Source organism: Klebsiella sp. 1SOBk5mer (assembly GCF_046603115.1).
GTDB lineage: Bacteria > Pseudomonadota > Gammaproteobacteria > Enterobacterales > Enterobacteriaceae > Klebsiella > Klebsiella quasipneumoniae.
On the sequence record NZ_JBKIUU010000015.1, the window covers coordinates 76,983 to 98,940 of the forward strand.

The 21,958-nt window shown below is 55.6% G+C and carries 21 protein-coding genes; 8 read left to right on the plus strand and 13 right to left on the minus strand.

The features are described 5' to 3' along the window. Window positions 1-4: 4 nt before the first annotated feature. The 9 genes from atpH to asnC form a co-directional block, all read right to left on the minus strand. Window positions 5-538, minus strand: coding sequence for a F0F1 ATP synthase subunit delta (gene atpH, locus ACLH1U_RS23140; protein ID WP_004202307.1), 534 nt, complete (start codon window positions 536-538; stop codon window positions 5-7). Window positions 539-552: 14 nt separating this feature from the next. After that, window positions 553-1,023, minus strand: a complete 471-nt coding sequence (gene atpF, locus ACLH1U_RS23145) for a F0F1 ATP synthase subunit B (RefSeq protein ID WP_004107293.1) — start codon at window positions 1,021-1,023, stop codon at window positions 553-555. Window positions 1,024-1,073: 50 nt separating this feature from the next. Then, the gene (atpE, locus tag ACLH1U_RS23150; RefSeq protein WP_000429386.1) at window positions 1,074-1,313 is read right to left on the minus strand and encodes a F0F1 ATP synthase subunit C; all 240 of its coding nucleotides are present in this window, start codon (window positions 1,311-1,313) and stop codon (window positions 1,074-1,076) included. Between the two features lie 48 nt (window positions 1,314-1,361). Beyond that, window positions 1,362-2,177 (minus strand): F0F1 ATP synthase subunit A, encoded by an 816-nt coding sequence (atpB, locus tag ACLH1U_RS23155; protein WP_110212257.1) that lies wholly within the window; start codon window positions 2,175-2,177, stop codon window positions 1,362-1,364. 8 nt (window positions 2,178-2,185) lie between these two features. Then, a complete protein-coding gene (gene atpI / locus ACLH1U_RS23160) occupies window positions 2,186-2,566 on the minus strand; it encodes a F0F1 ATP synthase subunit I (protein ID WP_255895080.1) in 381 nt (126 codons plus the stop codon). 616 nt (window positions 2,567-3,182) lie between these two features. After that, window positions 3,183-3,806 carry a 16S rRNA (guanine(527)-N(7))-methyltransferase RsmG gene (gene rsmG, locus ACLH1U_RS23165; RefSeq protein ID WP_032429030.1) on the minus strand — a complete coding sequence of 208 codons (624 nt, stop codon included), beginning with the start codon at window positions 3,804-3,806 and terminating at the stop codon, window positions 3,183-3,185. 115 nt (window positions 3,807-3,921) lie between these two features. Further along, entirely contained in the window at window positions 3,922-5,811 is a 1,890-nt protein-coding gene (gene mnmG / locus ACLH1U_RS23170) for a tRNA uridine-5-carboxymethylaminomethyl(34) synthesis enzyme MnmG (RefSeq protein ID WP_255895056.1), read from the minus strand. A gap of 381 nt (window positions 5,812-6,192) precedes the next feature. Further along, window positions 6,193-6,633: an FMN-binding protein MioC gene (gene mioC, locus ACLH1U_RS23175; protein ID WP_017899651.1), complete on the minus strand. Its 441-nt coding sequence runs from the start codon at window positions 6,631-6,633 to the stop codon at window positions 6,193-6,195. A gap of 99 nt (window positions 6,634-6,732) precedes the next feature. Next, window positions 6,733-7,191: a transcriptional regulator AsnC gene (gene asnC, locus ACLH1U_RS23180; RefSeq protein ID WP_002882510.1), complete on the minus strand. Its 459-nt coding sequence runs from the start codon at window positions 7,189-7,191 to the stop codon at window positions 6,733-6,735. A gap of 151 nt (window positions 7,192-7,342) precedes the next feature. On the opposite strand from asnC, the gene asnA reads away from it, so the two are divergent. Next, the gene (asnA, locus tag ACLH1U_RS23185; protein WP_023291478.1) at window positions 7,343-8,335 is read left to right on the plus strand and encodes an aspartate--ammonia ligase; all 993 of its coding nucleotides are present in this window, start codon (window positions 7,343-7,345) and stop codon (window positions 8,333-8,335) included. A 3-nt stretch (window positions 8,336-8,338) separates the two neighbouring features. On the opposite strand, the gene viaA is transcribed toward asnA, so the two are convergent. Next, window positions 8,339-9,787, minus strand: a complete 1,449-nt coding sequence (viaA, locus tag ACLH1U_RS23190; protein ID WP_032454444.1) for an ATPase RavA stimulator ViaA — start codon at window positions 9,785-9,787, stop codon at window positions 8,339-8,341. Beyond that, the gene (gene ravA, locus ACLH1U_RS23195) at window positions 9,784-11,283 is read right to left on the minus strand and encodes an ATPase RavA (protein ID WP_101862595.1); all 1,500 of its coding nucleotides are present in this window, start codon (window positions 11,281-11,283) and stop codon (window positions 9,784-9,786) included. Before ravA ends, viaA begins: the two co-directional genes overlap by 4 nt. 217 nt (window positions 11,284-11,500) lie before the next feature. On the opposite strand from ravA, the gene kup reads away from it, so the two are divergent. From kup to rbsR, 7 genes are all read left to right on the plus strand, one after another. After that, window positions 11,501-13,369, plus strand: coding sequence for a low affinity potassium transporter Kup (gene kup, locus ACLH1U_RS23200; protein WP_004202319.1), 1,869 nt, complete (start codon window positions 11,501-11,503; stop codon window positions 13,367-13,369). Between the two features lie 185 nt (window positions 13,370-13,554). Beyond that, the gene (rbsD, locus tag ACLH1U_RS23205) at window positions 13,555-13,974 is read left to right on the plus strand and encodes a D-ribose pyranase (protein WP_032454446.1); all 420 of its coding nucleotides are present in this window, start codon (window positions 13,555-13,557) and stop codon (window positions 13,972-13,974) included. Window positions 13,975-13,984: 10 nt separating this feature from the next. Next, window positions 13,985-15,490, plus strand: a complete 1,506-nt coding sequence (rbsA, locus tag ACLH1U_RS23210; RefSeq protein ID WP_023291483.1) for a ribose ABC transporter ATP-binding protein RbsA — start codon at window positions 13,985-13,987, stop codon at window positions 15,488-15,490. 5 nt (window positions 15,491-15,495) lie between these two features. Next, window positions 15,496-16,461: a ribose ABC transporter permease gene (gene rbsC / locus ACLH1U_RS23215; RefSeq protein ID WP_004202322.1), complete on the plus strand. Its 966-nt coding sequence runs from the start codon at window positions 15,496-15,498 to the stop codon at window positions 16,459-16,461. A 27-nt stretch (window positions 16,462-16,488) separates the two neighbouring features. Then, window positions 16,489-17,379, plus strand: a complete 891-nt coding sequence (rbsB, locus tag ACLH1U_RS23220) for a ribose ABC transporter substrate-binding protein RbsB (RefSeq protein WP_004202323.1) — start codon at window positions 16,489-16,491, stop codon at window positions 17,377-17,379. A gap of 103 nt (window positions 17,380-17,482) precedes the next feature. Further along, window positions 17,483-18,412 (plus strand): ribokinase, encoded by a 930-nt coding sequence (rbsK, locus tag ACLH1U_RS23225; RefSeq protein ID WP_023291484.1) that lies wholly within the window; start codon window positions 17,483-17,485, stop codon window positions 18,410-18,412. A 3-nt stretch (window positions 18,413-18,415) separates the two neighbouring features. Further along, a complete protein-coding gene (gene rbsR, locus ACLH1U_RS23230; protein ID WP_087672188.1) occupies window positions 18,416-19,408 on the plus strand; it encodes a ribose operon transcriptional repressor RbsR in 993 nt (330 codons plus the stop codon). Here the strand turns inward: rbsR and mdtD are convergent. Further along, the gene (gene mdtD, locus ACLH1U_RS23235; protein WP_004202328.1) at window positions 19,405-20,802 is read right to left on the minus strand and encodes a multidrug transporter subunit MdtD; all 1,398 of its coding nucleotides are present in this window, start codon (window positions 20,800-20,802) and stop codon (window positions 19,405-19,407) included. The genes rbsR and mdtD overlap by 4 nt on opposite strands. A 12-nt stretch (window positions 20,803-20,814) precedes the next feature. Then, the gene (locus ACLH1U_RS23240) at window positions 20,815-21,516 is read right to left on the minus strand and encodes a FadR/GntR family transcriptional regulator (RefSeq protein WP_023291487.1); all 702 of its coding nucleotides are present in this window, start codon (window positions 21,514-21,516) and stop codon (window positions 20,815-20,817) included. Window positions 21,517-21,958 lie beyond the last annotated feature (442 nt).

Sequence of the window (21,958 nt, forward strand, 5' to 3'; positions counted from 1 at the left end):
CCCCTTAAGACTGCAAGACGTCTGCAAGGCGATCAAGACGGCCGCGTACGCTGCCATCAATGACCATATCACCCGCACGGATGATAATACCTGCCATAACAGACTTATCGATTTTGCAATTCAGCTTAACTTTGCGTGACAGACGTTTTTCCATCGCGCTGACGATCCTGGCAAGCTGTTCATCACTCAGTTGGTTGGCAGATATGACTTCTACCTCTGCGATGGCCTCACTGGCCGCGCGCAGGTGAATGAATTGCTCAAGAACGTCCGGGAGCACCTTCAGACGATTATTTTCCGCCATCACCTTAATCAGGTTCTGGCCGTTTTCGTCAAGTTGCTCGCCGCAGATAGCGATAAACGCTTCTGAGAGCGTTTCCGGCGCCAAAGCACCGGAGAGAAGCTCTGCCATTTGGTCGTTTTTGGTCACTTCGGCGGCAAACGCCAGCATATCCTGCCAGCGTTCAACACTGTTGTGTTCGACGGCAAAGTCAAAAGCTGCTTTGGCGTAGGGGCGAGCTACCGTTACAAATTCAGACATCAGCCCCTCCCTCCTTACAGTTCAGCGACAAGTTTATCCACGATGTCGCTGTTAGCAGCTTCATCCACGGAACGTTCGATGATCTTCTCGGCGCCAGCAACAGCCAGGATAGCGACCTGCTTACGCAGCTCCTCGCGTGCACGTTTACGCTCAGCATCAATTTCAGCCTGCGCTTGTGCAACGATTTTGGTGCGTTCCTGTTCTGCTTCAGCTTTAGCTTCGTCCAGAATCTGAGAGCGGCGCTTGTTCGCCTGCTCAATGATTACCTGGGCTTCCGCTTTCGCTTTTTTCAGCTGGTCGGTCGCGTTGGCCTGTGCAAGGTCCAAATCTTTCTTAGCGCGTTCTGCAGAAGCTAAACCGTCAGAAATCTCTTTCTGGCGTTTTTCGATGGCAGCCATTAAAGGCGGCCATACGTACTTCATGCAGAACCATACGAAGATAACAAACGCGATGGCCTGGCCGAGGATTGTTGCGTTCATGTTCACAGCACAATACCTCTTTAATTAACTCTGTGGCTTAGGTTTCTAACAACTTACTACGCGACGGCGAACATCACGTACAGACCCAGACCTACAGCGATCATCGGGATAGCATCCACCAGACCCATAACGATAAAGAACTGAGTACGCAGCAGAGGGATCAGATCCGGCTGACGCGCTGCGCCTTCCAGGAATTTACCTCCGAGGATGCCGATACCGATCGCAGCACCGATTGCCGCCAGACCCATCATCACAGCGGCAGCCATGTACAGCAGATCCATATTCAGGTTTTCCATGACAGTCTCCAGTTTGTTTCAGTTAAAACGTAGTAGTGTTGGTAAAAATCAATGCTCTTCAGACGCCATCGACAGATAGACAATCGTCAGAACCATGAAGATGAAGGCTTGCAGCGTAATAATCAGGATGTGGAAAATGGCCCAAGGCACATTCAGAACCCACTGTGACCACCACGGCAGCAGACCAGCAATCAGAATGAAAATCAGCTCACCGGCATACATGTTGCCGAACAGTCGCAGACCGAGAGAGACCGGTTTGGACAGCAGGCTTACCCCTTCAAGGATTAAGTTGACAGGAATGAACGCCCAGTGATTGAACGGCTGCATGGTCAGTTCTTTAACGAACCCACCTACGCCTTTCATTTTGATGCTGTAGAAAATAATCAGGATGAACACGCCAAGCGCCATCGACAGGGTGATGTTCACGTCAGCAGACGGAACCACGCGCAGTGCAGGCAAGCCGAAAATGTGTTCGCCGATATAAGGAAGCAGGTCGATTGGCAGCAGGTCCATCAGGTTCATCAGGAAGACCCAGACGAACACGGTCAGCGCCAGCGGCGCGATAACCTTGCTCTTGCCATGGTACATGTCTTTGACGCTGCCATGGACGAAGCCGATGATCATTTCGATGAAGGTCTGGAATTTCCCTGGTACGCCGCTGGTCGCTTTCTTAGCAACGCTACGGAACATGGCCAGGAACAGCAGACCGAGAACCACCGAGAAGAACATGGAGTCAATGTTGAGCGTCCAGAAGGTGGCCGGGGGGTTGTGCGGATCCACCAGCGAGAAATTACGCAGATCAATCTGAAGGTTGTTCAGATGGTGACCTATGTATTCCTGCGGCGTCATATTTTCTGAAGCCATGATGCCTTTTACCCTTTGTTGTTGATTACAGCTGGCGCCAGAACTTGTACCACCAGCACCAAAACCCACGTCACGATCAGTGGCAAAAATACCACTTTTAAAACGGCCAGCGCCACCGCCAGGAGGGCGAAGGTCAGCAACACCTTGAAGGCTTCACCGAAGGCGAAGGTCCAGGCCACACGGCCTTTTGCTGGTGTATGCGCCTGATGACGCCAGGCAAAAATCATAAACATCAGGTTTGGCAAAACCACTGCCAAACCGCCGCATACCGCGGAAATGCCCCAGAAGGGGTCTTTGAGGCTAAACAGCAGTCCACTTGCCATTACTGCCAGTAACTGAATAAACAGAAGCTTGAGAGCAACGTTTCGACTCAAGAGCGACACTGACATCACGTTTTTACTCCTGCTCCCTTTGAGGTATGTCGCGTGTCGTATAAAACGTCCTTTAAGACGAAGAGTCAAGCATCAAAAAGCGGACAAATTATACGGTGACGCCCCGTGATTTCAAACAATAAGTAGCAAAATAGTGAATAAATGTTTAATTATTTTCCAACGGACAACTTTCCGTGCATTTCAGCGTTCTGTGAGCGGTCATACAAAACTGCAAATAACGTGGAAACACGGCAATTAAAGCGTGCATTAGATCACATAATAAACATTTCAAGCGCCCTTTAATGAATCAAGGACATAAAACACTATTTTTCATGTTTTTGATATTCAAGATAAAAAGTGAGGACATTATCTAAAACAACCCCACATACAATAAAAACCTTTTATTGACATTTATAATAAAAATTTAACATCACGATGCTGATCATCGTTGTCGATTTTTAGCACCCTGATATTTTCAAAGTTGACTATTTTGTCAGTGAATCACTTACGCTAAGTTAACCGCAAGAAAAACCATAGTAAAAACATGGTTAAATGCAGCCCGATAATATCAGGAGGTGACCTTTATTTTTGTAACATTCATGGGCCACATTTTTTCCACATTTTTTGATAAAAATTAACTCGCTTTTGGCGTAATCACCACCAGGTGCCGCTCCCCTTCCAGCTGAGGAACATGCAGCTCAATGACCTCGGCTATGGCATACCCTTCCGGCAGGTTTTCCATTTCGTCTTTTTGCGCTAACCCTTTGAGCGCATAGAAGTGACCGTTCGCGGCCGGCAAATGATGGCACCAGCTCACCATATCATTAAGCGACGCGAAGGCGCGGCTTATCACGCCATCAAACGGCGGCTCGGCCGGGAAAGCTTCCACGCGGCTCTGCACCGGGGTGATGTTATCCAGCTTCAGTTCATGCTGCACCTGACGCAGGAAGCGCACGCGTTTGCCAAGGCTGTCCAGCAGGGTGAAATGCGACTCCGGGCGCACGATAGCCAACGGGATCCCCGGCAGCCCCGGTCCCGTACCGACATCGATAAAGCGCGAGCCCTGCAGATAAGGCGCGACGATGATGCTGTCGAGGATATGACGCACCAGCATCTCATTTGGATCGCGAACGGAGGTCAGGTTATAGGCTTTGTTCCACTTATCGAGCAGCCCGACGTAAGCCACCAGCTGATTTTTCTGGTGGTCGGTGAGCGAAATACCCGCTTCATCCAGCAGACGAGAAAGTTTGTTGAGCACGGTAAGTACCTTCAAAAAATAATGAGCCCGGAGGCGCTAACGCTTACCGGGCCAGGAATGATAAAGGCGAACGCTGATTATGCAAGTGGGAAATCAGCGCGGCAGGCTGCCGCAATCAGGCGCTGCGACGCAGCATCCCCTGCTTTTTCAACCAAACCAGCAAAATAGAGATCGCCGCCGGGGTGATCCCGGAAATACGTGACGCCTGCCCTATCGACGACGGTTTATGGTCGTTTAGTTTAGCGATCACTTCATTAGACAGTCCGGTGACCTGACGGTAGTCGAGTGTCGCCGGTAACAAGGTATTCTCGTTGCGCTGCTGTTTCTCGATCTCATCCTGCTGGCGCGCGATATAGCCTTCATACTTCACCTGGATCTCAACCTGCTCAGCCGCCTGCCGATCTTCCAGCCCCGGCGCGAACGGCGAGAGCTGAACCAGCTGCTCGTAGGTCATTTCCGGGCGACGCAGCAGATCTTCACCGCTGGCTTCGCGCGACAGCGGCGCGGTCAGGTGAGCGTTCACTTCGGTAGCGCTCTCAGCCTGCGGGTTCACCCAGGTCGATTTCAGGCGCTGGCGTTCGCGCTCAATGCTTTCCAGCTTCTCGTTGTAACGCGCCCAGCGTTCATCATCCACCAGACCCAGCTCACGCCCCTGCTCAGTCAGACGCAGGTCGGCGTTGTCTTCGCGCAGCATCAGACGATATTCAGCACGAGAGGTAAACATGCGGTACGGTTCTTTGGTACCCAGAGTACACAGGTCATCCACCAGCACGCCGAGGTAGGCCTGATCGCGACGCGGCGCCCAGCCCTCTCTTTCCGCCGAGAAGCGAGCAGCGTTAAGACCGGCCAGCAGACCCTGAGCCGCCGCTTCTTCATAACCGGTAGTGCCGTTGATCTGACCGGCGAAGAACAGACCCTGAATGAATTTGCTCTCGAGCGTCGGTTTCAGATCGCGCGGGTCGAAGAAGTCGTACTCAATAGCGTAGCCAGGACGGACGATCCGCGCATTTTCCATCCCCTGCATGGAGCGGACGATTTGCATTTGCACATCGAACGGCAGGCTGGTGGAGATGCCGTTCGGATAAATTTCGTTTGAGGTCAGGCCTTCCGGTTCGAGGAAGATCTGATGCTGGTTGCGATCGGCAAAGCGCATGACTTTGTCTTCGATCGACGGGCAGTAGCGTGGACCGATCCCTTCGATCACCCCGGCGTACATGGGGCTGCGATCGAGGTTATTGCGGATCACGTCATGGGTTTTCTCGTTAGTGTGGGTGATGTAGCACGGCACCTGACGCGGATGCTGATCGGCAGATCCCATAAACGAGAAGACCGGCATCGGGTTATCGCCATGCTGTTGAGCCAACACGCTGAAATCGATGGTGCGCGCGTCAATGCGCGGCGGGGTCCCGGTTTTCAGTCGGCTTACGCGCAGCGGCAGTTCACGCAGACGACGAGACAGCGGGATCGACGGCGGATCGCCGGCGCGTCCGCCGCTGTAGTTATCCAGACCAATATGGATTTTGCCGTCAAGGAAGGTTCCGACGGTCAGCACCACCGCTTTAGCACGGAATTTGAGGCCCATCTGGGTGACTGCGCCTACGACGCGATCGTTTTCGACAATCAGATCTTCCACTGCCTGCTGGAAGATCATCAAATTCGGCTGGTTCTCCAGCGCAGTGCGTACCGCCTGACGGTACAGCACGCGGTCAGCCTGGGCGCGAGTGGCGCGCACCGCGGGGCCTTTGCTGGCGTTTAGTATCCTAAACTGGATGCCTGCCTGATCGATCGCTTTGGCCATCAGGCCGCCGAGCGCGTCCACTTCTTTTACCAGGTGTCCTTTCCCAATGCCGCCAATCGCCGGGTTGCAGCTCATCTGCCCCAGCGTGTCGATATTGTGTGTCAAAAGCAGGGTCTGTTGACCCATACGCGCTGCGGCCATTGCGGCCTCAGTGCCTGCGTGACCCCCGCCAATGATAATGACGTCAAAAGGATCCTGATAAAACATGGTGGTCTGCCTCGCATAACGCGGTTTGAAAATGGATTGAAGCCCGGGCCGTGGATTCTACTCGGCTTTGGTCTTTTGAGAAAGACTCCGGGATCCTGAGTATTAAAAAGAAGATCTTTATATAGAGATCTGTTCTATTGTGATCTCTTATTAGGATCGACTCTCTTTGTGGATAAGTCGGATCCGCGAAGTAAGATCAAAAGCTTAAGAAGGATCACTATCTGTGAATGATCGGTGATCCTGGTCCGTATAAGCTGGGATCAGAATGAAGGGTTATGCACAGCTCAAAAACCGTACTGCGGTTATTCTTTGGATAACTACCGGTTGATCCAAGCTTTTAAGCATGGTTATCCACAGAAGAACGGACGATCTTTACAAATCTCAGAGCAAATTTTTCCAGGATCCCAGCCAAATTTCCGCCGGATCCTCGGGAATTTCATGTTCCAGCACGTTGATCTTCAGGGTCTCGCCGATCTGTTTTGCCCCGCAGGCCTTCAGCGCCGCTTCTAATTTATCGATCGCGCCGCAAAAAGTGTCGTATTCGCGGCTGCCGATCCCGATGGCGCCAAAGCGCACGGCGGAAAGATCGGCCTGCTGCGCCAGCAGCGCGTCATAGAAGGGAACCAGGTTGTCGGGAATGTCGCCGGCGCCATGGGTGGAAGAGATAACTAACCAGATCCCCTGCGCCTGCAGATCGTCCACCAGCGGGCCGTGCTGGATTTCAGTGCTGTAGCCTGCTTCTTCCAGCTTTTCCGCCAGATGTTCCGCTACGTATTCCGCACTGCCCAGGGTGCTGCCGCTGATAAGTGTAATGTCTGCCATAGATCGCCGATCGCCCGCTCAACTGTTCAGAGTGGCGTATTGTACGCTGTGAGCGAGCTGGGATCTACCTGTGGAAAAATGTGGGATTAAAAAAAACGATCAGGGCTTAATGGTGCGCATGATCGGGTTCTGCAGCACGATCAGGGTCTCGGTGGACTGAATTTCATCAATTGTTTGGATCTTGTTGATAAGTACCTGCTGCAGGGCATCGATGGATTTACACATCACCTTAATAAAGATGCTGTAGTGGCCGGTGGTGTAATAAGCCTCGGTGACCTCCTCCAGGCTTTCCAGGCGGGCGAGGGCGGAGGGATAGTCTTTGGCGCTCTTGAGAATAATGCCGATGAAGCAGCCGACGTCATAGCCCAGCTGTTTGGGGCTGACGTCAATTCGCGCGCCGGTAATGATGCCCGCCTGTTTCATCTTTTCGACGCGTACATGAATAGTGCCGGGGCTGACGCTGAACTGTTTGGCCAGTTCGGCATAGGCGGTACGGGCGTTGGCCATTAGCGCATCGAGAATGCCGCGGTCCAGATTGTCGATCTGATAATTTTCCATATCTTTTTCTTATGAAGTTTGAGGGTTCTTACTATTTTAGCGCCATATTTTGATGAATTAAAAGTCGATGAGTCTTTTTATTGATTGATTATTGTGTTGGTGGCCTGTTTTGTTGCTTAATCAATGGCAACAGGACGCAGGAGTCATAAAAATGAAAACCGCATATATCGCAAAACAACGCCAGATCAGTTTCGTTAAATCCCACTTTTCCCGTCAGCTGGAAGAGAAGCTTGGCCTGATTGAAGTCCAGGCGCCAATCTTAAGCCGCGTGGGCGATGGGACGCAGGATAACTTGTCCGGCTGTGAGAAAGCGGTTCAGGTGAAAGTGAAAACACTGCCCGACGCCCAGTTCGAAGTGGTGCATTCGCTGGCGAAGTGGAAGCGTCAAACCCTGGGACAACACGACTTCAGCGCGGGCGAAGGGCTGTACACGCACATGAAGGCCCTTCGCCCCGATGAAGACCGTCTGACGCCGATCCATTCCGTCTATGTCGACCAGTGGGACTGGGAGCGGGTGATGGGGGATGAAGAGCGCCACGTCGGCACGCTGAAGGCGACCGTCGAAGCGATTTACGCCGGGATCAAAGCCACCGAGCTGGCGGTCAGCCAGGAATTTGGCCTGACGCCGTTCCTGCCGGAACAGATCCACTTTGTTCACAGCCAGGCGCTGCTGAGTCGCTATCCGGATCTTGATGCCAAGGGCCGCGAGCGAGCGATTGCTAAAGAGCTGGGCGCCGTCTTCTTAATCGGCATCGGCGGCAAACTCTCTGATGGCAAGCGCCATGATGTACGTGCGCCGGACTATGATGACTGGAGCACTGAGGTTTCTGAAGGCTTTGCCGGACTGAACGGCGATATCCTGGTGTGGAACCCCGTGCTGGAAGATGCGTTCGAGATCTCCTCAATGGGGATCCGCGTTGACGCCGCGGCGCTGAAACGCCAGCTGGCGCTGACCGGCGATGAAGATCGCCTGAAACTGGAGTGGCACCAGGCGCTGCTGCGCGGCGAGATGCCGCAGACTATCGGCGGCGGCATTGGCCAGTCTCGGCTGACGATGCTGTTGCTGCAGCTCGACCATATCGGCCAGGTGCAGTGCGGCGTATGGCCGGCACAGGTTCGCGAAAGCGTTTCCGCGCTGCTGTAACGATTAGCGCCGCCAGCGTCGCAGCAGGCGGCTACGCAACCCGGTATCAAAGCGCCAGATATGATCGAAGATGCGCATGATGCCGGGTTTGCCGTGTACCGACATCGCCACCGCGTGAAAACGGTGCTGATGCTTTCGCTGTAACTCCCCCACCTGAGCAATCACCTCATCCGGCAACCGCTGGGCAATAAAGTCGGAGATCACCACGGCATCCGCATCCACCCACTGCGGGTTTTGCAGACGTTCAATAATGGCGCGAAAACAGCTGGCCAGATCGGTGCCGCCACGAAAGCGCTGGCTCAGAAAGCGGATCGCCTGCTCCAGGCCGCCCTCGCAGGTCAGTTCGTAGTGCACCACTTCGCTGGAGAACAGCATAATAAAGCAGCGGCGGTTATCCGCTAGCGCGACGCGCATCAGGGCCAGACAAAAGGCTTTGGCGCACTGCTCGTTAAAACCGCCCATCGATCCTGACGTATCGACGCAGACAATAAAGGGCCCGCGCGGCTGTTCATCAAAATCCTGCCGCGTCACCGGGCGTTCGGTGATTTTTTCTCGCCAGGCGTCGCCGTGCAGCCGGTAAGTCAGGAGCTGTTTCTCCACCAGCTTGCGATAAAATTCAAACTCCAGCTCCGTGATGCCGAGCGTCGCCAGCTCCGGAGGCAGCAGGCGCAGAATGTCATCGCTCTGCTGGAGGCCGTCGACCTGTTCCGGCACCGTCGCTGGCTCGCGCACCAGGCTACGGAAGGTCTCCATCGGCGCGTCTTTCTTCGGCACGGATTTCGCTTCCCGTGAGCGCCCCAGCTGTTCCGCCAGCTGCAGCAGCTCCGGCTGCTGGTTAAGAAAATCGCCATAGCGCACGATCAGCTGATAGTCGCCACGTTTGAGTTCGCCGGCGCTCATATCCCACAGGCGTCCGGCGGCGGTGTCATTCTCCGCCAGCACCGGATCGAGCTGACCGCTGAGCGTCATTCGTTCCTGGACCTCACTGAGCAACTGATCGCGCTCCTCATCCAGCAGCTGCTGGTTAAGGCTGGTGGCTTGCACCACCAGGCTCAGGCGCCAGCGCTGTAAAAACAGCGTATGCAGCGCCGGGGTAAAGGTCGCATTGTCGTCCACTAGCTTCTGCGCCTGGGCGGCAAAAGGGGACTGGAGCTGGTGTAGCTTGCCGAGGATCTGCGGCAGCTGGACGATAAACTGCGAGGTAGAGAGCAGCTGAGCCTGCTGATAGGTTTGCACCTCGGCGTCCAGATCCGGCGGGACGTTAACCTCTTTTAAGCGGGCGCGAACGGCTTCCCGCCAGCGCGGAATATCCGCCGCGATGATGTTTTTCAGGCGGGGAAATTTCTCAAAGAAAACCGCCAGCTGCGGAGAGGCCAGCAGCGCCAGCAGCATCTCCTCGATCATTCCCTCTTCGCTGACTGCCAGCATGACATTCAGCATATCGAGCGTCATGGCTGCTTCGCCTGTTTAATCTGCGCGCCGACGTCCTGCAGGCTGGCTTCGATTCTTCCCAGCCACTCGACCGGGATAAACAGGCACTTCTGCTGCTCGCTGAAGCGGTTATGTTGCTGGTGCCACTCATCGTCCAGCGCCTCCAGCTGCTGGCGAATTTCCGCCGGCATGTTTTCCTGCGACGCGCTGCCGGGCAGCGAGAGGCGTGAGCCCTGCAGGCTGACGTCGCGAACAACCAGATGCTGGCTGGTGTCGACATCCATATTGAGCAGTTGGGCAAAGCCGATCCCGTTGAGCTTGCCGCGGATCTCGCCGCCCTTTTCCAGCCAGCTGACTAACGCCTCGCGCTCAAAAGTAATGTGGATCACTTCCATATCGTGGAGTTTGAGCGGCTGCTGCAGCAGCAGGGTCAGGGTGGTCCCTTGGATCTCCGCCGGCAGCTCATAGTGCGGCTTGCGGCTAAACATGCCGCCAAGGCGGGTGACCTTTAGCGCCGTTTTGTCACTTTGCTGCTGTTGGATCTGAATGCGTCGCTGCACAATCGCCCCGAGCCGCGTCAGCATCGCCTGCTGCTGCCAGGCGTGGCAGGTCATCAGCGTTTCCAACTGCTGCGACATCAGGTTCATGCTCTCGACGTTGTGCCACAGACAATCTTTCAGCAGGATAAGATCTATCGGCGCGATGCTGTCGCGGCCGCTGAAGAAGGCGCTGGCCTGCAGCAGGCGAATAGCCTTTTTCCAGCGGCGATCCGAAACGTATGGCGCGTTTGGCAGGGCATCCAGCTGCTGGCGCAGCTGGAATATCAGCTCAAACACCGCGTCCGGCAGTTTGATATTGCCGATCTGCTGCTGCCATTGCGTAAACTCTTCATCGCTAACCTGCAGCGCGCTGGGCACCGGATTGCTGTTTTCATCCTGCTGGCTGACCAGCATCGAACGGAAATTACCTTTATCCTGTACTTTATCGAGCCACAGACGGATCAGCATTCGGTCATACAGCGCTTCCAGGCTGCTGTCGGCTTCGGGCAGTTCGTTCGAGGCGGCCACCAGCAGGCGCATCGGGATTTTCTCTTCGTGAGCGCCGTTGCGGAAGTGACGTTCGTTAATCGCCGTCAGCAGGGTGTTAAGGATAGCCGGACCCGCTTTCCATATTTCATCGAGGAACACGATTTCTGCTTCCGGCAGGTAGCCGGCGGTTAAACGCTCGTAGCGGCCTTCATCTTTCAGCGCCTGAATGGACAGCGGGCCAAAAACCTCTTCCGGGGTGGAAAAGCGGGTCATCAGGTATTCAAAAGCGCGCGCCTGCTGGAAGGCGAACTTGAGGCGGCGGGCAATCAGGCTTTTGGCAATCCCCGGCGGACCGAGCAAAAATACGCTCTCGCCGCTGAGCGCCGCCAGCAGGCACAGGCGTATCGCGTGGCTGCGTTCAAAGAGTCCTTTTTCGAGTGCCGCGCTGAGTCGGGAAATTCTTTCAGCCAGTAAATGTGTTTGAGCCATAATTGAGTTGCGTGCTTTGTCATGTATCGTTATTGGGACGAGTATAGATGTTAGAGCAGGGGCGGTAATAGCCTGAAGAATCGATTTATTTTTTTTGAGCCAGGTTAATATGGTGTCTGTTAGGGGTACGATTTCACAAATAATCGTGCATACTGTGCGCTTTTTGTGGGCCAAGGGACTAGGCACACATTTGTTTTATAAACGAAAAGACTAGTCTATGAGCACTGATAATAAACAATCGTTGCCGGCGTTAACGCTGGCGGCCATCGGCGTGGTGTACGGTGATATCGGTACCAGTCCACTGTATACCCTGCGTGAATGCCTGTCAGGTCAGTTTGGCTTTGGCGTTGAGCGCGATGCCGTTTTTGGCTTTTTGTCGCTGATTTTCTGGCTGTTAATCTTTACCGTATCGATTAAATACATCACCTTCGTGATGCGGGCGGATAACGCCGGGGAAGGCGGGATCTTAACGCTGATGTCGCTGGCCGGACGCAATACCTCGGCGCGGATGACCTCTGTGCTGGTGATCCTCGGCCTGATCGGCGGCAGTTTCTTCTATGGCGAAGTGGTGATTACCCCGGCGATTTCGGTGATGTCGGCGATAGAGGGGTTAGAAATTATCGCTCCGCAGCTCGATAGCTGGATTGTGCCGATCTCCATTATCGTGCTTACCCTGCTGTTTATGATCCAGAAGCACGGGACCGGGATGGTCGGCAAGCTGTTTGCGCCGATTATGCTGATCTGGTTCTTGCTGCTGGCGGTGCTTGGCGCGCGAAGCATTTACGCTAACCCGGAAGTTCTGCAGGCGCTAAACCCCTACTGGGCGGTGCACTTCTTCCTGCAGTACAAAACGGTTTCCTTTATTGCGCTTGGCGCGGTTGTGCTGTCGATTACCGGGGTGGAAGCGCTGTACGCCGATATGGGGCACTTCGGCAAACTGCCGATCCGTGTCGCCTGGTTCTCCGTCGTGCTGCCTTCGCTGGTGCTGAACTATTTTGGCCAGGGGGCATTGCTGCTTAAGCATCCGGAAGCGATTAAAAACCCGTTCTTCCTGCTGGCGCCGGAGTGGGCGCTGATCCCGATGCTGATTATCGCCACACTGGCGACGGTTATCGCCTCGCAGGCGGTGATCTCCGGGGTCTTCTCCTTAACCCGTCAGGCGGTGCGTCTGGGCTATCTGTCGCCGATGCGCATCATCCACACCTCGGAAATGGAGTCCGGCCAGATCTATATCCCGTTCATTAACTGGCTGCTGTATGTCTCGGTAGTGATCGTCATCGTCAGCTTCGAACATTCGTCTAACCTGGCGGCGGCGTACGGTATCGCGGTCACGGGGACCATGGTGCTGACCTCCATCCTGTCGGCAACGGTGGCGCGCAAAAACTGGCACTGGAATAAACTGTTCGTTGGGCTGATGCTGGTGGCCTTCCTGTGCATTGATGTTCCGCTGTTCTCGGCGAACCTCGATAAGATTGTCTCCGGCGGCTGGCTGCCGTTGTCCCTGGGTCTGGTGATGTTTACGGTGATGACCACCTGGAAGAGCGAGCGTTTCCGCCTGCTGCGTCGAATGCACGAGCACGGCAACTCGCTGGAAGCGATGATCTCTTCGCTGGAGAAATCGCCGCCGGTGCGCGTGCCGGGTACTGCGGTGTATATGTCCCGCGCCCTGAACGTGATCCCGTTTGCCCTGCTGCATAACCTGAAGCACAACAAGGTGCTGCATGAGCGAGTGATCCTCCTGACCCTGCGCACCGAAGACGCGCCTTACGTGCATAACGTTCGCCGGGTGCAGATTGAGCAGCTGTCGCCCTCGTTCTGGCGGGTGGTGGCCAGCTACGGCTGGCGGGAAACGCCAAATGTCGAAGAGGTGTTCCATCGCTGTGGCCTGGAAGGACTCAGCTGCCGGATGATGGAGACCTCGTTCTTTATGTCCCATGAGTCGCTGATTATCGGCAAACGACCGTGGTATCTGCGCCTGCGCGGCAAGCTTTATCTGCTGCTGCAGCGTAACGCCCTGCGCGCGCCGGATCAGTTTGAAATCCCGCCAAACCGGGTTATCGAGCTCGGTACTCAGGTCGAAATCTGATGTCAAAAAAGCCCTTCCGTTGCGAAGGGCTTTTTGTTTCTCACTCCGGCTGTCATCTCCTGTCGCTGTCTCGCGAAACGTTTCGATAGCGATCACATTTCTCTCTTCTGGTGATGGTTTTCTGCTCACGCATTGATAATAATTATTTTAGCGAAACGTTTCGCTAGTGGAGCAAAAGAGAAAAAATGAAAAAAGGCACCGTACTTAACGCTGATATTTCCGCGGTTATCTCCCGCCTGGGCCACACCGATACGCTGGTGGTCTGCGATGCCGGATTACCGGTTCCCCGCAGCAGCGCGCGCATCGATATGGCGTTGACCCAGGGCGTACCTTCATTTATGCAGGTTCTGGAAGTGGTGACGACGGAAATGCAGGTTGAAGCGGCTGTCATCGCGGAGGAAATTAAGACGCATAATCCGCAGCTCCACGCGACGTTGCTCAACTATCTTGAGCAGCTGCAGCAGCACCAGGGAAACACCATTGAAATTCGTTACACCAGTCATGAGCAGTTCAAAAAACAAACCGCAGACAGTCAGGCGGTAATTCGCAGCGGGGAGTGTTCCCCGTTTGCGAATATCATTCTCTGTGCCGGCGTCACCTTCTGAGATCGCCGTCATGGAAGCCTTATTGCAACTGAAAGGGATCGATAAAGCGTTCCCTGGCGTCAAGGCGCTCTCCGGCGCCTCGCTGAATGTCTACCCTGGCCGGGTGATGGCGCTGGTGGGTGAGAACGGCGCCGGTAAATCCACCATGATGAAAGTGCTGACCGGGATCTATACCCGTGATGCTGGCGCTTTATTGTGGTTGGGCAAAGAGACCACCTTTAGCGGCCCAAAATCTTCCCAGGAAGCCGGGATCGGCATTATCCATCAGGAGCTGAACCTGATCCCGCAGTTGACGATCGCCGAGAACATCTTCCTCGGCCGCGAATTCGTTAACCGCTTTGGCAAAATCGACTGGAAGCGGATGTATGCCGAAGCCGACAAGCTGCTGGCGAAGCTGAATCTCCGTTTTACCAGCCAGAAGCTGGTGGGCGATCTGTCGATTGGCGATCAGCAAATGGTGGAGATCGCCAAAGTGCTGAGCTTCGAGTCGAAGGTCATCATTATGGATGAACCGACCGACGCGCTGACCGATACCGAAACCGAATCGCTGTTCCGTGTGATCCGCGAACTGAAATCGCAGGGGCGCGGCATCGTCTACATCTCCCACCGCATGAAAGAGATCTTCGAGATTTGCGACGACGTGACCGTGTTCCGCGACGGGCAGTTTATTGCCGAACGCGAGGTCTCCTCGCTGGATGAAGACCGCCTGATTGAAATGATGGTTGGCCGGAAGCTGGAAGATCAGTATCCGCATCTGGCTAAGGCGCCGGGCGCGGTGCGCCTGAAAGTCGATAATCTCTGCGGCCCGGGCGTGGAAAACGTGACCTTTACCCTGCGCCAGGGGGAAATCCTCGGCGTCGCCGGGCTGATGGGCGCCGGGCGGACCGAGCTGATGAAAGTGTTGTATGGCGCGCTGCCGCGCAGCAGCGGCTCCGTGACGCTCGACGGTCACGAAGTGGTGACCCGTTCGCCGCAGGATGGTCTGGCGAACGGCATTGTCTATATCTCCGAAGACCGTAAGCGTGACGGCTTAGTGCTCGGGATGTCGGTAAAAGAAAACATGTCCCTGACCGCCCTGCGCTACTTCAGCCGGACGGGGGGGAGTCTCAAGCATAAAGATGAACAGCAGGCGGTCAGTGATTTCATCCGGCTGTTTAACGTGAAAACGCCATCCATGGAGCAGGCGATCGGCCTGCTCTCCGGCGGCAACCAGCAAAAGGTCGCCATCGCCCGCGGGCTGATGACCCGGCCGAAGGTCCTGATCCTCGATGAGCCGACCCGTGGCGTCGACGTTGGGGCGAAGAAAGAGATCTACCAGCTTATCAATCAGTTCAAAGCCGATGGCCTGAGCATCATTCTGGTCTCCTCCGAGATGCCGGAAGTGTTGGGCATGAGCGATCGCATCATAGTGATGCATGAAGGGCATCTCGGCGGTGAATTCACACGCGAGCAGGCCACCCAGGAAGTATTGATGGCTGCCGCTGTGGGCAAGCTTAACCGTGTGAATCAGGAGTAAGAAAGATGACAACCCAGGCTGTTTCTGGTCGCCGTTATTTCACGAAAGCGTGGCTGATGGAGCAAAAATCGCTGATTGCCCTGCTGGTGCTGATCGCGGTGGTATCGACCATGAGCCCCAACTTTTTTACCGTCAATAACCTGTTCAATATTCTGCAGCAGACCTCCGTTAACGCCATTATGGCGGTAGGGATGACGCTGGTCATACTGACCTCGGGGATCGACCTGTCCGTCGGTTCCCTGCTGGCGCTCACCGGCGCGGTGGCGGCGTCGATCGTGGGCATTGAAGTGAATGCGCTGGTGGCGGTCGCTGCTGCCCTCGCATTAGGTGCGGCGATCGGCGCAGTCACCGGGGTGATTGTGGCGAAAGGCCGCGTGCAGGCTTTCATCGCCACCCTGGTGATGATGCTGCTGCTGCGCGGCGTGACCATGGTGTACACCAACGGCAGCCCGATCAATACCGGCTTTAGCGATAATGCCGATCTGTTCGGCTGGTTTGGTATCGGACGTCCGCTGGGGATCCCGACGCCGGTATGGATCATGGCGATTGTCTTCCTGGCGGCCTGGTACATGCTGCACCATACTCGCCTGGGTCGTTATATCTACGCCCTTGGCGGTAATGAGGCGGCGACGCGCCTGTCCGGGATTAGCGTCAATAAAGTCAAAATTATCGTCTACGCGTTGTGCGGGATGCTGGCGTCGCTGGCCGGGATTATCGAAGTGGCGCGCCTCTCCTCCGCGCAGCCGACGGCCGGGACAGGCTATGAGCTGGACGCCATTGCGGCAGTCGTGCTCGGCGGCACCAGCCTGGCGGGCGGCAAAGGACGCATTGTCGGCACGCTGATTGGCGCGCTGATCCTTGGCTTCCTGAATAATGGTTTGAACCTTTTAGGCGTTTCTTCCTATTACCAGATGATCGTTAAAGCGGTGGTGATTTTGCTGGCGGTACTGGTAGATAACAAAAAGCAGTAACTGAGAACTCTACAGGACATCTTAACTATGAATATGAAAAAACTGGCGACCCTGGTCTCTGCTGTTGCGCTAAGTGCGACCGTTAGCGCGAACGCGATGGCCAAAGACACCATCGCTCTGGTTATCTCTACTCTCAACAATCCCTTCTTCGTGTCGCTGAAAGACGGCGCGCAAAAAGAAGCTGACAAACTGGGCTACAACCTGGTGGTGCTCGATTCCCAGAACAACCCGGCGAAAGAGCTGGCTAACGTTCAGGATTTAACGGTGCGCGGCGCGAAGCTGTTGCTGATCAACCCAACCGACTCTGATGCCGTCGGCAATGCCGTGAAGATGGCGAACCAGGCGAAAATCCCGGTCATCACCCTCGACCGTCAGGCGACAAAAGGCGATGTCGTGAGCCACATCGCCTCTGACAACGTGCAGGGCGGAAAAATGGCGGGTGATTACATTGCGAAAAAGCTGGGTGAAAGTGCGAAAGTCATTGAGCTGCAGGGCATTGCCGGGACTTCCGCGGCGCGCGAGCGCGGCGAAGGCTTCAAACAGGCCGTGGCGGCGCACAAGTTCAACGTTCTGGCCAGCCAGCCGGCCGATTTCGACCGTACCAAAGGGCTGAACGTGATGCAGAACCTGCTGACCGCCCATCCTGACGTCCAGGCGGTGTTCGCGCAGAATGATGAAATGGCGCTCGGCGCTCTGCGCGCGCTGCAGACCGCAGGCAAGTCCGATGTGATGGTGGTTGGATTTGACGGCACTCCGGATGGCGAAAAAGCAGTAAACAGTGGCAAACTGGCGGCGACCGTCGCACAGTTGCCGGAGCAGATCGGCGCGAAAGGCGTTGAGACTGCTGATAAGGTACTGAAGGGCGAAAAAGTGGAAGCTAACTACCCGGTTGAGCTGAAGCTGGTCGTTAAGCAGTAATATGCGATTCGGACTGGCAACGGTCCGAGGGACAATATAAAAAAAGAAAAGCAGGGCATGCGCCACCGGATCCCGGTGGCGCGCTTTCCCGGGAACAGAAACGATGAAAACTGCAGGCAAACTTGTCGTCCTTGGCAGCATCAATGCCGATCACATTCTCAACCTTGACGCTTTCCCGACGCCGGGTGAAACCGTCACCGGCAACCACTACCAGCTGGCGTTCGGTGGTAAAGGGGCCAACCAGGCGGTGGCCGCCGGGCGCAGCGGGGCGGATATCGCGTTTATCGCCTGCACCGGCGATGACGACATCGGTGAACGCATCCGTCGCCAGCTGGCGAGCGATAAAATCGATGTGGCGCCTGTGCGCGCGGTCGCCGGGGAAGCAACCGGCGTGGCGTTAATCTTCGTTAACGCCGAAGGTGAGAATGTCATCGGTATTCATGCCGGCGCCAATGCGGCCTTATCCGTCGCTCAGGTAGAGGCGGAAAAAGAGCGGATCGCCAGCGCGCAGGCGTTGTTGATGCAGCTCGAATCACCGCTGGAGAGCGTGCTGGCGGCGGCGAAAATCGCCCATCACCATCAGACCACCGTGGTGCTTAATCCCGCGCCAGCGCGTGAACTGTCCGATGAACTGCTGGCGCTGGTGGATATCATTACCCCCAACGAAACCGAAGCGGAAAAGCTGACGGGGATTCGCGTTGAGAGTGACGAGGATGCGGCAAAAGCCGCCGACGTGCTGCATGCCAAAGGCATTGGTACGGTAATGATCACCCTCGGCAGTCGCGGCGTCTGGCTCAGTGCCGAAGGCGAAAGCCGCCGGATCCCAGGGTTTCGCGTGCAGGCTATTGATACTATCGCGGCCGGCGACACTTTCAACGGCGCGCTGGTGACCGCGCTGCTGGAAGGGACCGCCCTGCCGGAGGCGATCCGCTTTGCGCATGCCGCGGCGGCGATTGCCGTGACTCGCAAAGGCGCGCAGCCTTCCGTGCCGTGGCGCACAGAGATTGATGAATTTTTAGCGCAACAGGGGTAATGCTTGGCTACGATGAAAGATGTGGCCCGCGTCGCGGGCGTTTCCACATCGACGGTGTCACACGTCATCAATAAGGACCGCTTTGTCAGCGAGGCGATTACCGCCAAAGTCGACGCCGCGATCAAAAGCCTCAACTACGCCCCCTCGGCGCTGGCGCGTAGCCTCAAGCTTAATCAAACCCGCACCATCGGCATGCTGATCACCGCCAGTACCAATCCGTTTTATTCCGAGCTGGTGCGGGGCGTGGAGCGCAGCTGCTTTGAGCGGGGTTATAGTCTCGTACTCTGTAATACGGAAGGTGATGAGCAGCGAATGAATCGTAATCTGGAGACGTTAATGCAAAAACGCGTCGATGGATTACTGCTGCTGTGCACTGAGACCCACCAACCCTCCCCGGAAATTATGCAGCGCTATCCGTCGGTTCCGACGGTCATGATGGACTGGGCGCCGTTTGATGGCGATAGCGATCTGATTCAGGATAACTCGCTGCTCGGTGGCGATATGGCGACCCAGTATCTGATCGATCAAGGGTATTCACACATTGCCTGCATTGCCGGCCCGCTGGATAAAACCCCGGCGCGTCTGCGCCTTGAAGGTTACCATGCCGCGATGGCGCGCTGCGCTCTGCCCGTAGCCGAGGGATACGTGGTGACCAGTGATTTTGAGTTTGGCGGCGGATTTAGCGCGATGCAGCAGCTGCTGGCGTTGCCGCAGCGGCCGCAGGCGGTGTTTGTCGGTAACGACGCCATGGCGGTTGGCGCTTATCAGGCGTTATACCAGGCCGGGTTGCAGATCCCGCAGGATATGGCGCTGGTGGGTTACGATGATATTGAACTGGCTCGCTATATGACGCCGCCGTTAACCACCATTCACCAGCCGAAAGATGAGCTGGGGGAACTGGCCATCGACGTGCTGATCCATCGCATGGCCGACCCGCAGCAAAAACAGCAGCGCGTACAGTTAACCCCGGAGTTGGTGGTCCGCGGCTCCGCTTAGCGTTTGTGCCGCTCGCTAATCAGGTTGCGGCCATCCTTCGCTCTCAACAGCATAAACATCAGCGCCGACACGATGGTTATCACGCCCATGGTAATAAAGGTGTAGTGAAACTGCTCTACGGTGCTGGCGCTGTCAAAACCTTCATAGAAGCGCAGCACCGCAGCGCTGATGGCCACTCCGAGACTGATGGAAAGCTGCTGGGTGACTGCCAGCAGGCTATTGCCGCTGCTGGCATTGTCATCCGTCAGATCGGCCAGGGTAATGGTATTCATGGCGGTAAACTGCGTGGACATCGCCATCCCCAGCACGAACAGCGGCAGAAGCAGCATCCACAGCGGCATTTCTGGCGACTGCAGCGAGAACTGGGCAATCATAAGGCCAATAAACACGGTGATCCCCACCAGGGTCTTACGATAGCCAAACCAGCGCAGCACCTGGGTAACGGTAGATTTCGCAATAATCGAGCCGATAGCGGTGGGGGCGATCATACAGCCGGCGATAATGGCCGGATAGCCAAAGCCAACCTGCAGCATGAGCGGCATCAGAAAAGGTACGCAGCCGGTACCCAACCGCGTGGCAAGGTTGCCGGCAATGCCGACCGAGAACGTATGGGTTTTAAATAAAGAGAGCGAGATCAGCGGCGCAGGATGGCGGCGCGCGTGACGGACATAGGCCAGGAGCAGTATCAGACTGACGGCGATCACCGCCAGCGCCAGCCATGTCGCCACGATTTTTTCGCCAAACAGTTCAATACCGCTGGAAAATAACACCAGGCTTAAGCCAAATAACAGAAAACCGGTTATATCGAAGCGTCGGCGCGGCGTTGTGAAATTTGGCATATATTTACGGGCATACAGAATGCCGATCACGCCGATGGGAATGTTTATCAGGAAAATCCAATGCCAGCTGGCCCAGGTCACAAATACCCCGCCGAGAACCGGGCCCAGAATCGGTCCTACCAGTCCCGGCATGGTGACAAAGTTCAGTACCGGCAGCAGTTCGCTGCGCGGATAGGCGCGCAGGAGGGCTAGCCTCGCCACCGGCATCATCATCGCCCCGCCGATCCCCTGAATAACGCGAAAAATGACCAGCTCCGTTAATGAACTCGAGAGCGCGCAGGCGAGGGAGCCGAGAGTAAACAGGCTAACGGCGATGATAAAGACCCGGCGCGTGCCGAAGCGATCGGCCAGCCAGCCGCTGACCGGGATCAACATCGCCACCGTCAGCGTATAGCTGATGATGGCCGACTGCATTGCTAAGGGGGAACGGTTCAGGCTGTGGGCGATAGCCGGGAGGGCGGTGTTAAGAATGGTGGCATCCAGCGCCTGCATAAAGAAGGCCATCGCCGCGATCCACGGCAGGCCTGCCATGCTGCGCCCTTTTTTTCCGCTCATGCCAAATCCTTGTTATTGATTTACGTGGTGTGGGGCGTTCAGCAGCGCCTGGCAGGCGAGCAAGGCACCTGGCGCATCGCTATTGAGAATGGCATCGACGATCGCCTGGTGGAGATCGAGCTTCACGACTTCATTTTGCGTAATCGACGTGAAGTAGGTGTGGTAGACGGAATGAAATAAAGAGGCGAATGAGCTGAGGAAAGGATTGCCGCTCATTTCATAGATATGTTCATGCCAGGCCATATCGACGTCTATCCAGCGATCGCGCTGAAAATGACGTTTCAGGGCAATCATCTCTTCCATAAGGGTATTGAGCTGCGCTTTCTGTTCCGCGGTGCCGTGGGCGGCGGCGAGGAAACAGGCCTGTGGCTCCAGGCTGCTGCGCATGACGAGAAAGTGGCTCACCACCTCTTCGAAGTTATCTTCCGTGAGCCACCAGGAGAGGAGTTCCTTATCCAGGAAGTTCCAGCTGCTGCGCGGCATTACCCGGGTGCCAATGCGAGGACGGGGCAGCAGCATGCCTTTTGCAGTCAGCGTCTTCACCGCTTCGCGGACGGCGGTACGACTCACGCCGAACTGCTCCCCTAACTCCATTTCGCCGGGAAGAATGCTTTCCGGCTGATATTCGCCAGTCAGTATCTTTTGGGCGAGCTTCTCGGCCAGTACCCAGGAGATGTTCTTTTGTGCCGCCAGTTGCTGTGCGCTTAAAGACATAAATGCCGTTCCTTTCTTTTCTCTACACTAACAGTATGCCACCAGGCGCCCCGTTTCGTCGGTTAAAACAGCAAAACGGCGGTTTTTTGCGACATTCCTCGCCGCATTGTTGAAAAAAGAGACGGTTGAAAAGTTTTTTTGCATTTCCCCTTGTCACCTCAGAATTACTCCCTATAATGCGCCTCCACTGACACGGAACAACGGCAAGCAAGCCGCCGGGTCAGCGGGGTTCCGGTGAGAACCTCGCAGAGAAAAGCGAAAATAAATGCTTGACTCTGCAGCGGGAAAGCGTAATATGCACACCCCGCGCCGCAGCGAAAAACGAAGCGGCACTGCTCTTTAACAATTTATCAGACAATCTGTGTGGGCACTCAAAGTGACATGGATTCTTAACGTCCTCGGACGAAAAATGAATACCAAGTCTCAAGAGTGAACACGTAAT

Bases quoted from the DNA above. Each gene is read 5' to 3' on its own strand.
- atpE (WP_000429386.1), bottom strand. From the start codon at position 1,313: ATGGAAAACCTGAATATGGATCTGCTGTACATGGCTGCCGCTGTGATG.
- atpB (WP_110212257.1), bottom strand. From the start codon at position 2,177: ATGGCTTCAGAAAATATGACGCCGCAGGAATACATAGGTCACCATCTG.
- ravA (WP_101862595.1), bottom strand. From the start codon at position 11,283: ATGGCTCAAACACATTTACTGGCTGAAAGAATTTCCCGACTCAGCGCG.
- rbsK (WP_023291484.1), top strand. From the start codon at position 17,483: ATGAAAACTGCAGGCAAACTTGTCGTCCTTGGCAGCATCAATGCCGAT.
- mnmG (WP_255895056.1), bottom strand. From the start codon at position 5,811: ATGTTTTATCAGGATCCTTTTGACGTCATTATCATTGGCGGGGGTCAC.
- mioC (WP_017899651.1), bottom strand. From the start codon at position 6,633: ATGGCAGACATTACACTTATCAGCGGCAGCACCCTGGGCAGTGCGGAA.
- rbsC (WP_004202322.1), top strand. From the start codon at position 15,496: ATGACAACCCAGGCTGTTTCTGGTCGCCGTTATTTCACGAAAGCGTGG.
- asnA (WP_023291478.1), top strand. From the start codon at position 7,343: ATGAAAACCGCATATATCGCAAAACAACGCCAGATCAGTTTCGTTAAA.
- rbsA (WP_023291483.1), top strand. From the start codon at position 13,985: ATGGAAGCCTTATTGCAACTGAAAGGGATCGATAAAGCGTTCCCTGGC.
- viaA (WP_032454444.1), bottom strand. From the start codon at position 9,787: ATGACGCTCGATATGCTGAATGTCATGCTGGCAGTCAGCGAAGAGGGA.
- atpH (WP_004202307.1), bottom strand. From the start codon at position 538: ATGTCTGAATTTGTAACGGTAGCTCGCCCCTACGCCAAAGCAGCTTTT.
- mdtD (WP_004202328.1), bottom strand. From the start codon at position 20,802: ATGAGCGGAAAAAAAGGGCGCAGCATGGCAGGCCTGCCGTGGATCGCG.
- asnC (WP_002882510.1), bottom strand. From the start codon at position 7,191: ATGGAAAATTATCAGATCGACAATCTGGACCGCGGCATTCTCGATGCG.
- kup (WP_004202319.1), top strand. From the start codon at position 11,501: ATGAGCACTGATAATAAACAATCGTTGCCGGCGTTAACGCTGGCGGCC.
- atpI (WP_255895080.1), bottom strand. From the start codon at position 2,566: ATGTCAGTGTCGCTCTTGAGTCGAAACGTTGCTCTCAAGCTTCTGTTT.
- ACLH1U_RS23240 (WP_023291487.1), bottom strand. From the start codon at position 21,516: ATGTCTTTAAGCGCACAGCAACTGGCGGCACAAAAGAACATCTCCTGG.
- rbsD (WP_032454446.1), top strand. From the start codon at position 13,555: ATGAAAAAAGGCACCGTACTTAACGCTGATATTTCCGCGGTTATCTCC.
- rbsB (WP_004202323.1), top strand. From the start codon at position 16,489: ATGAATATGAAAAAACTGGCGACCCTGGTCTCTGCTGTTGCGCTAAGT.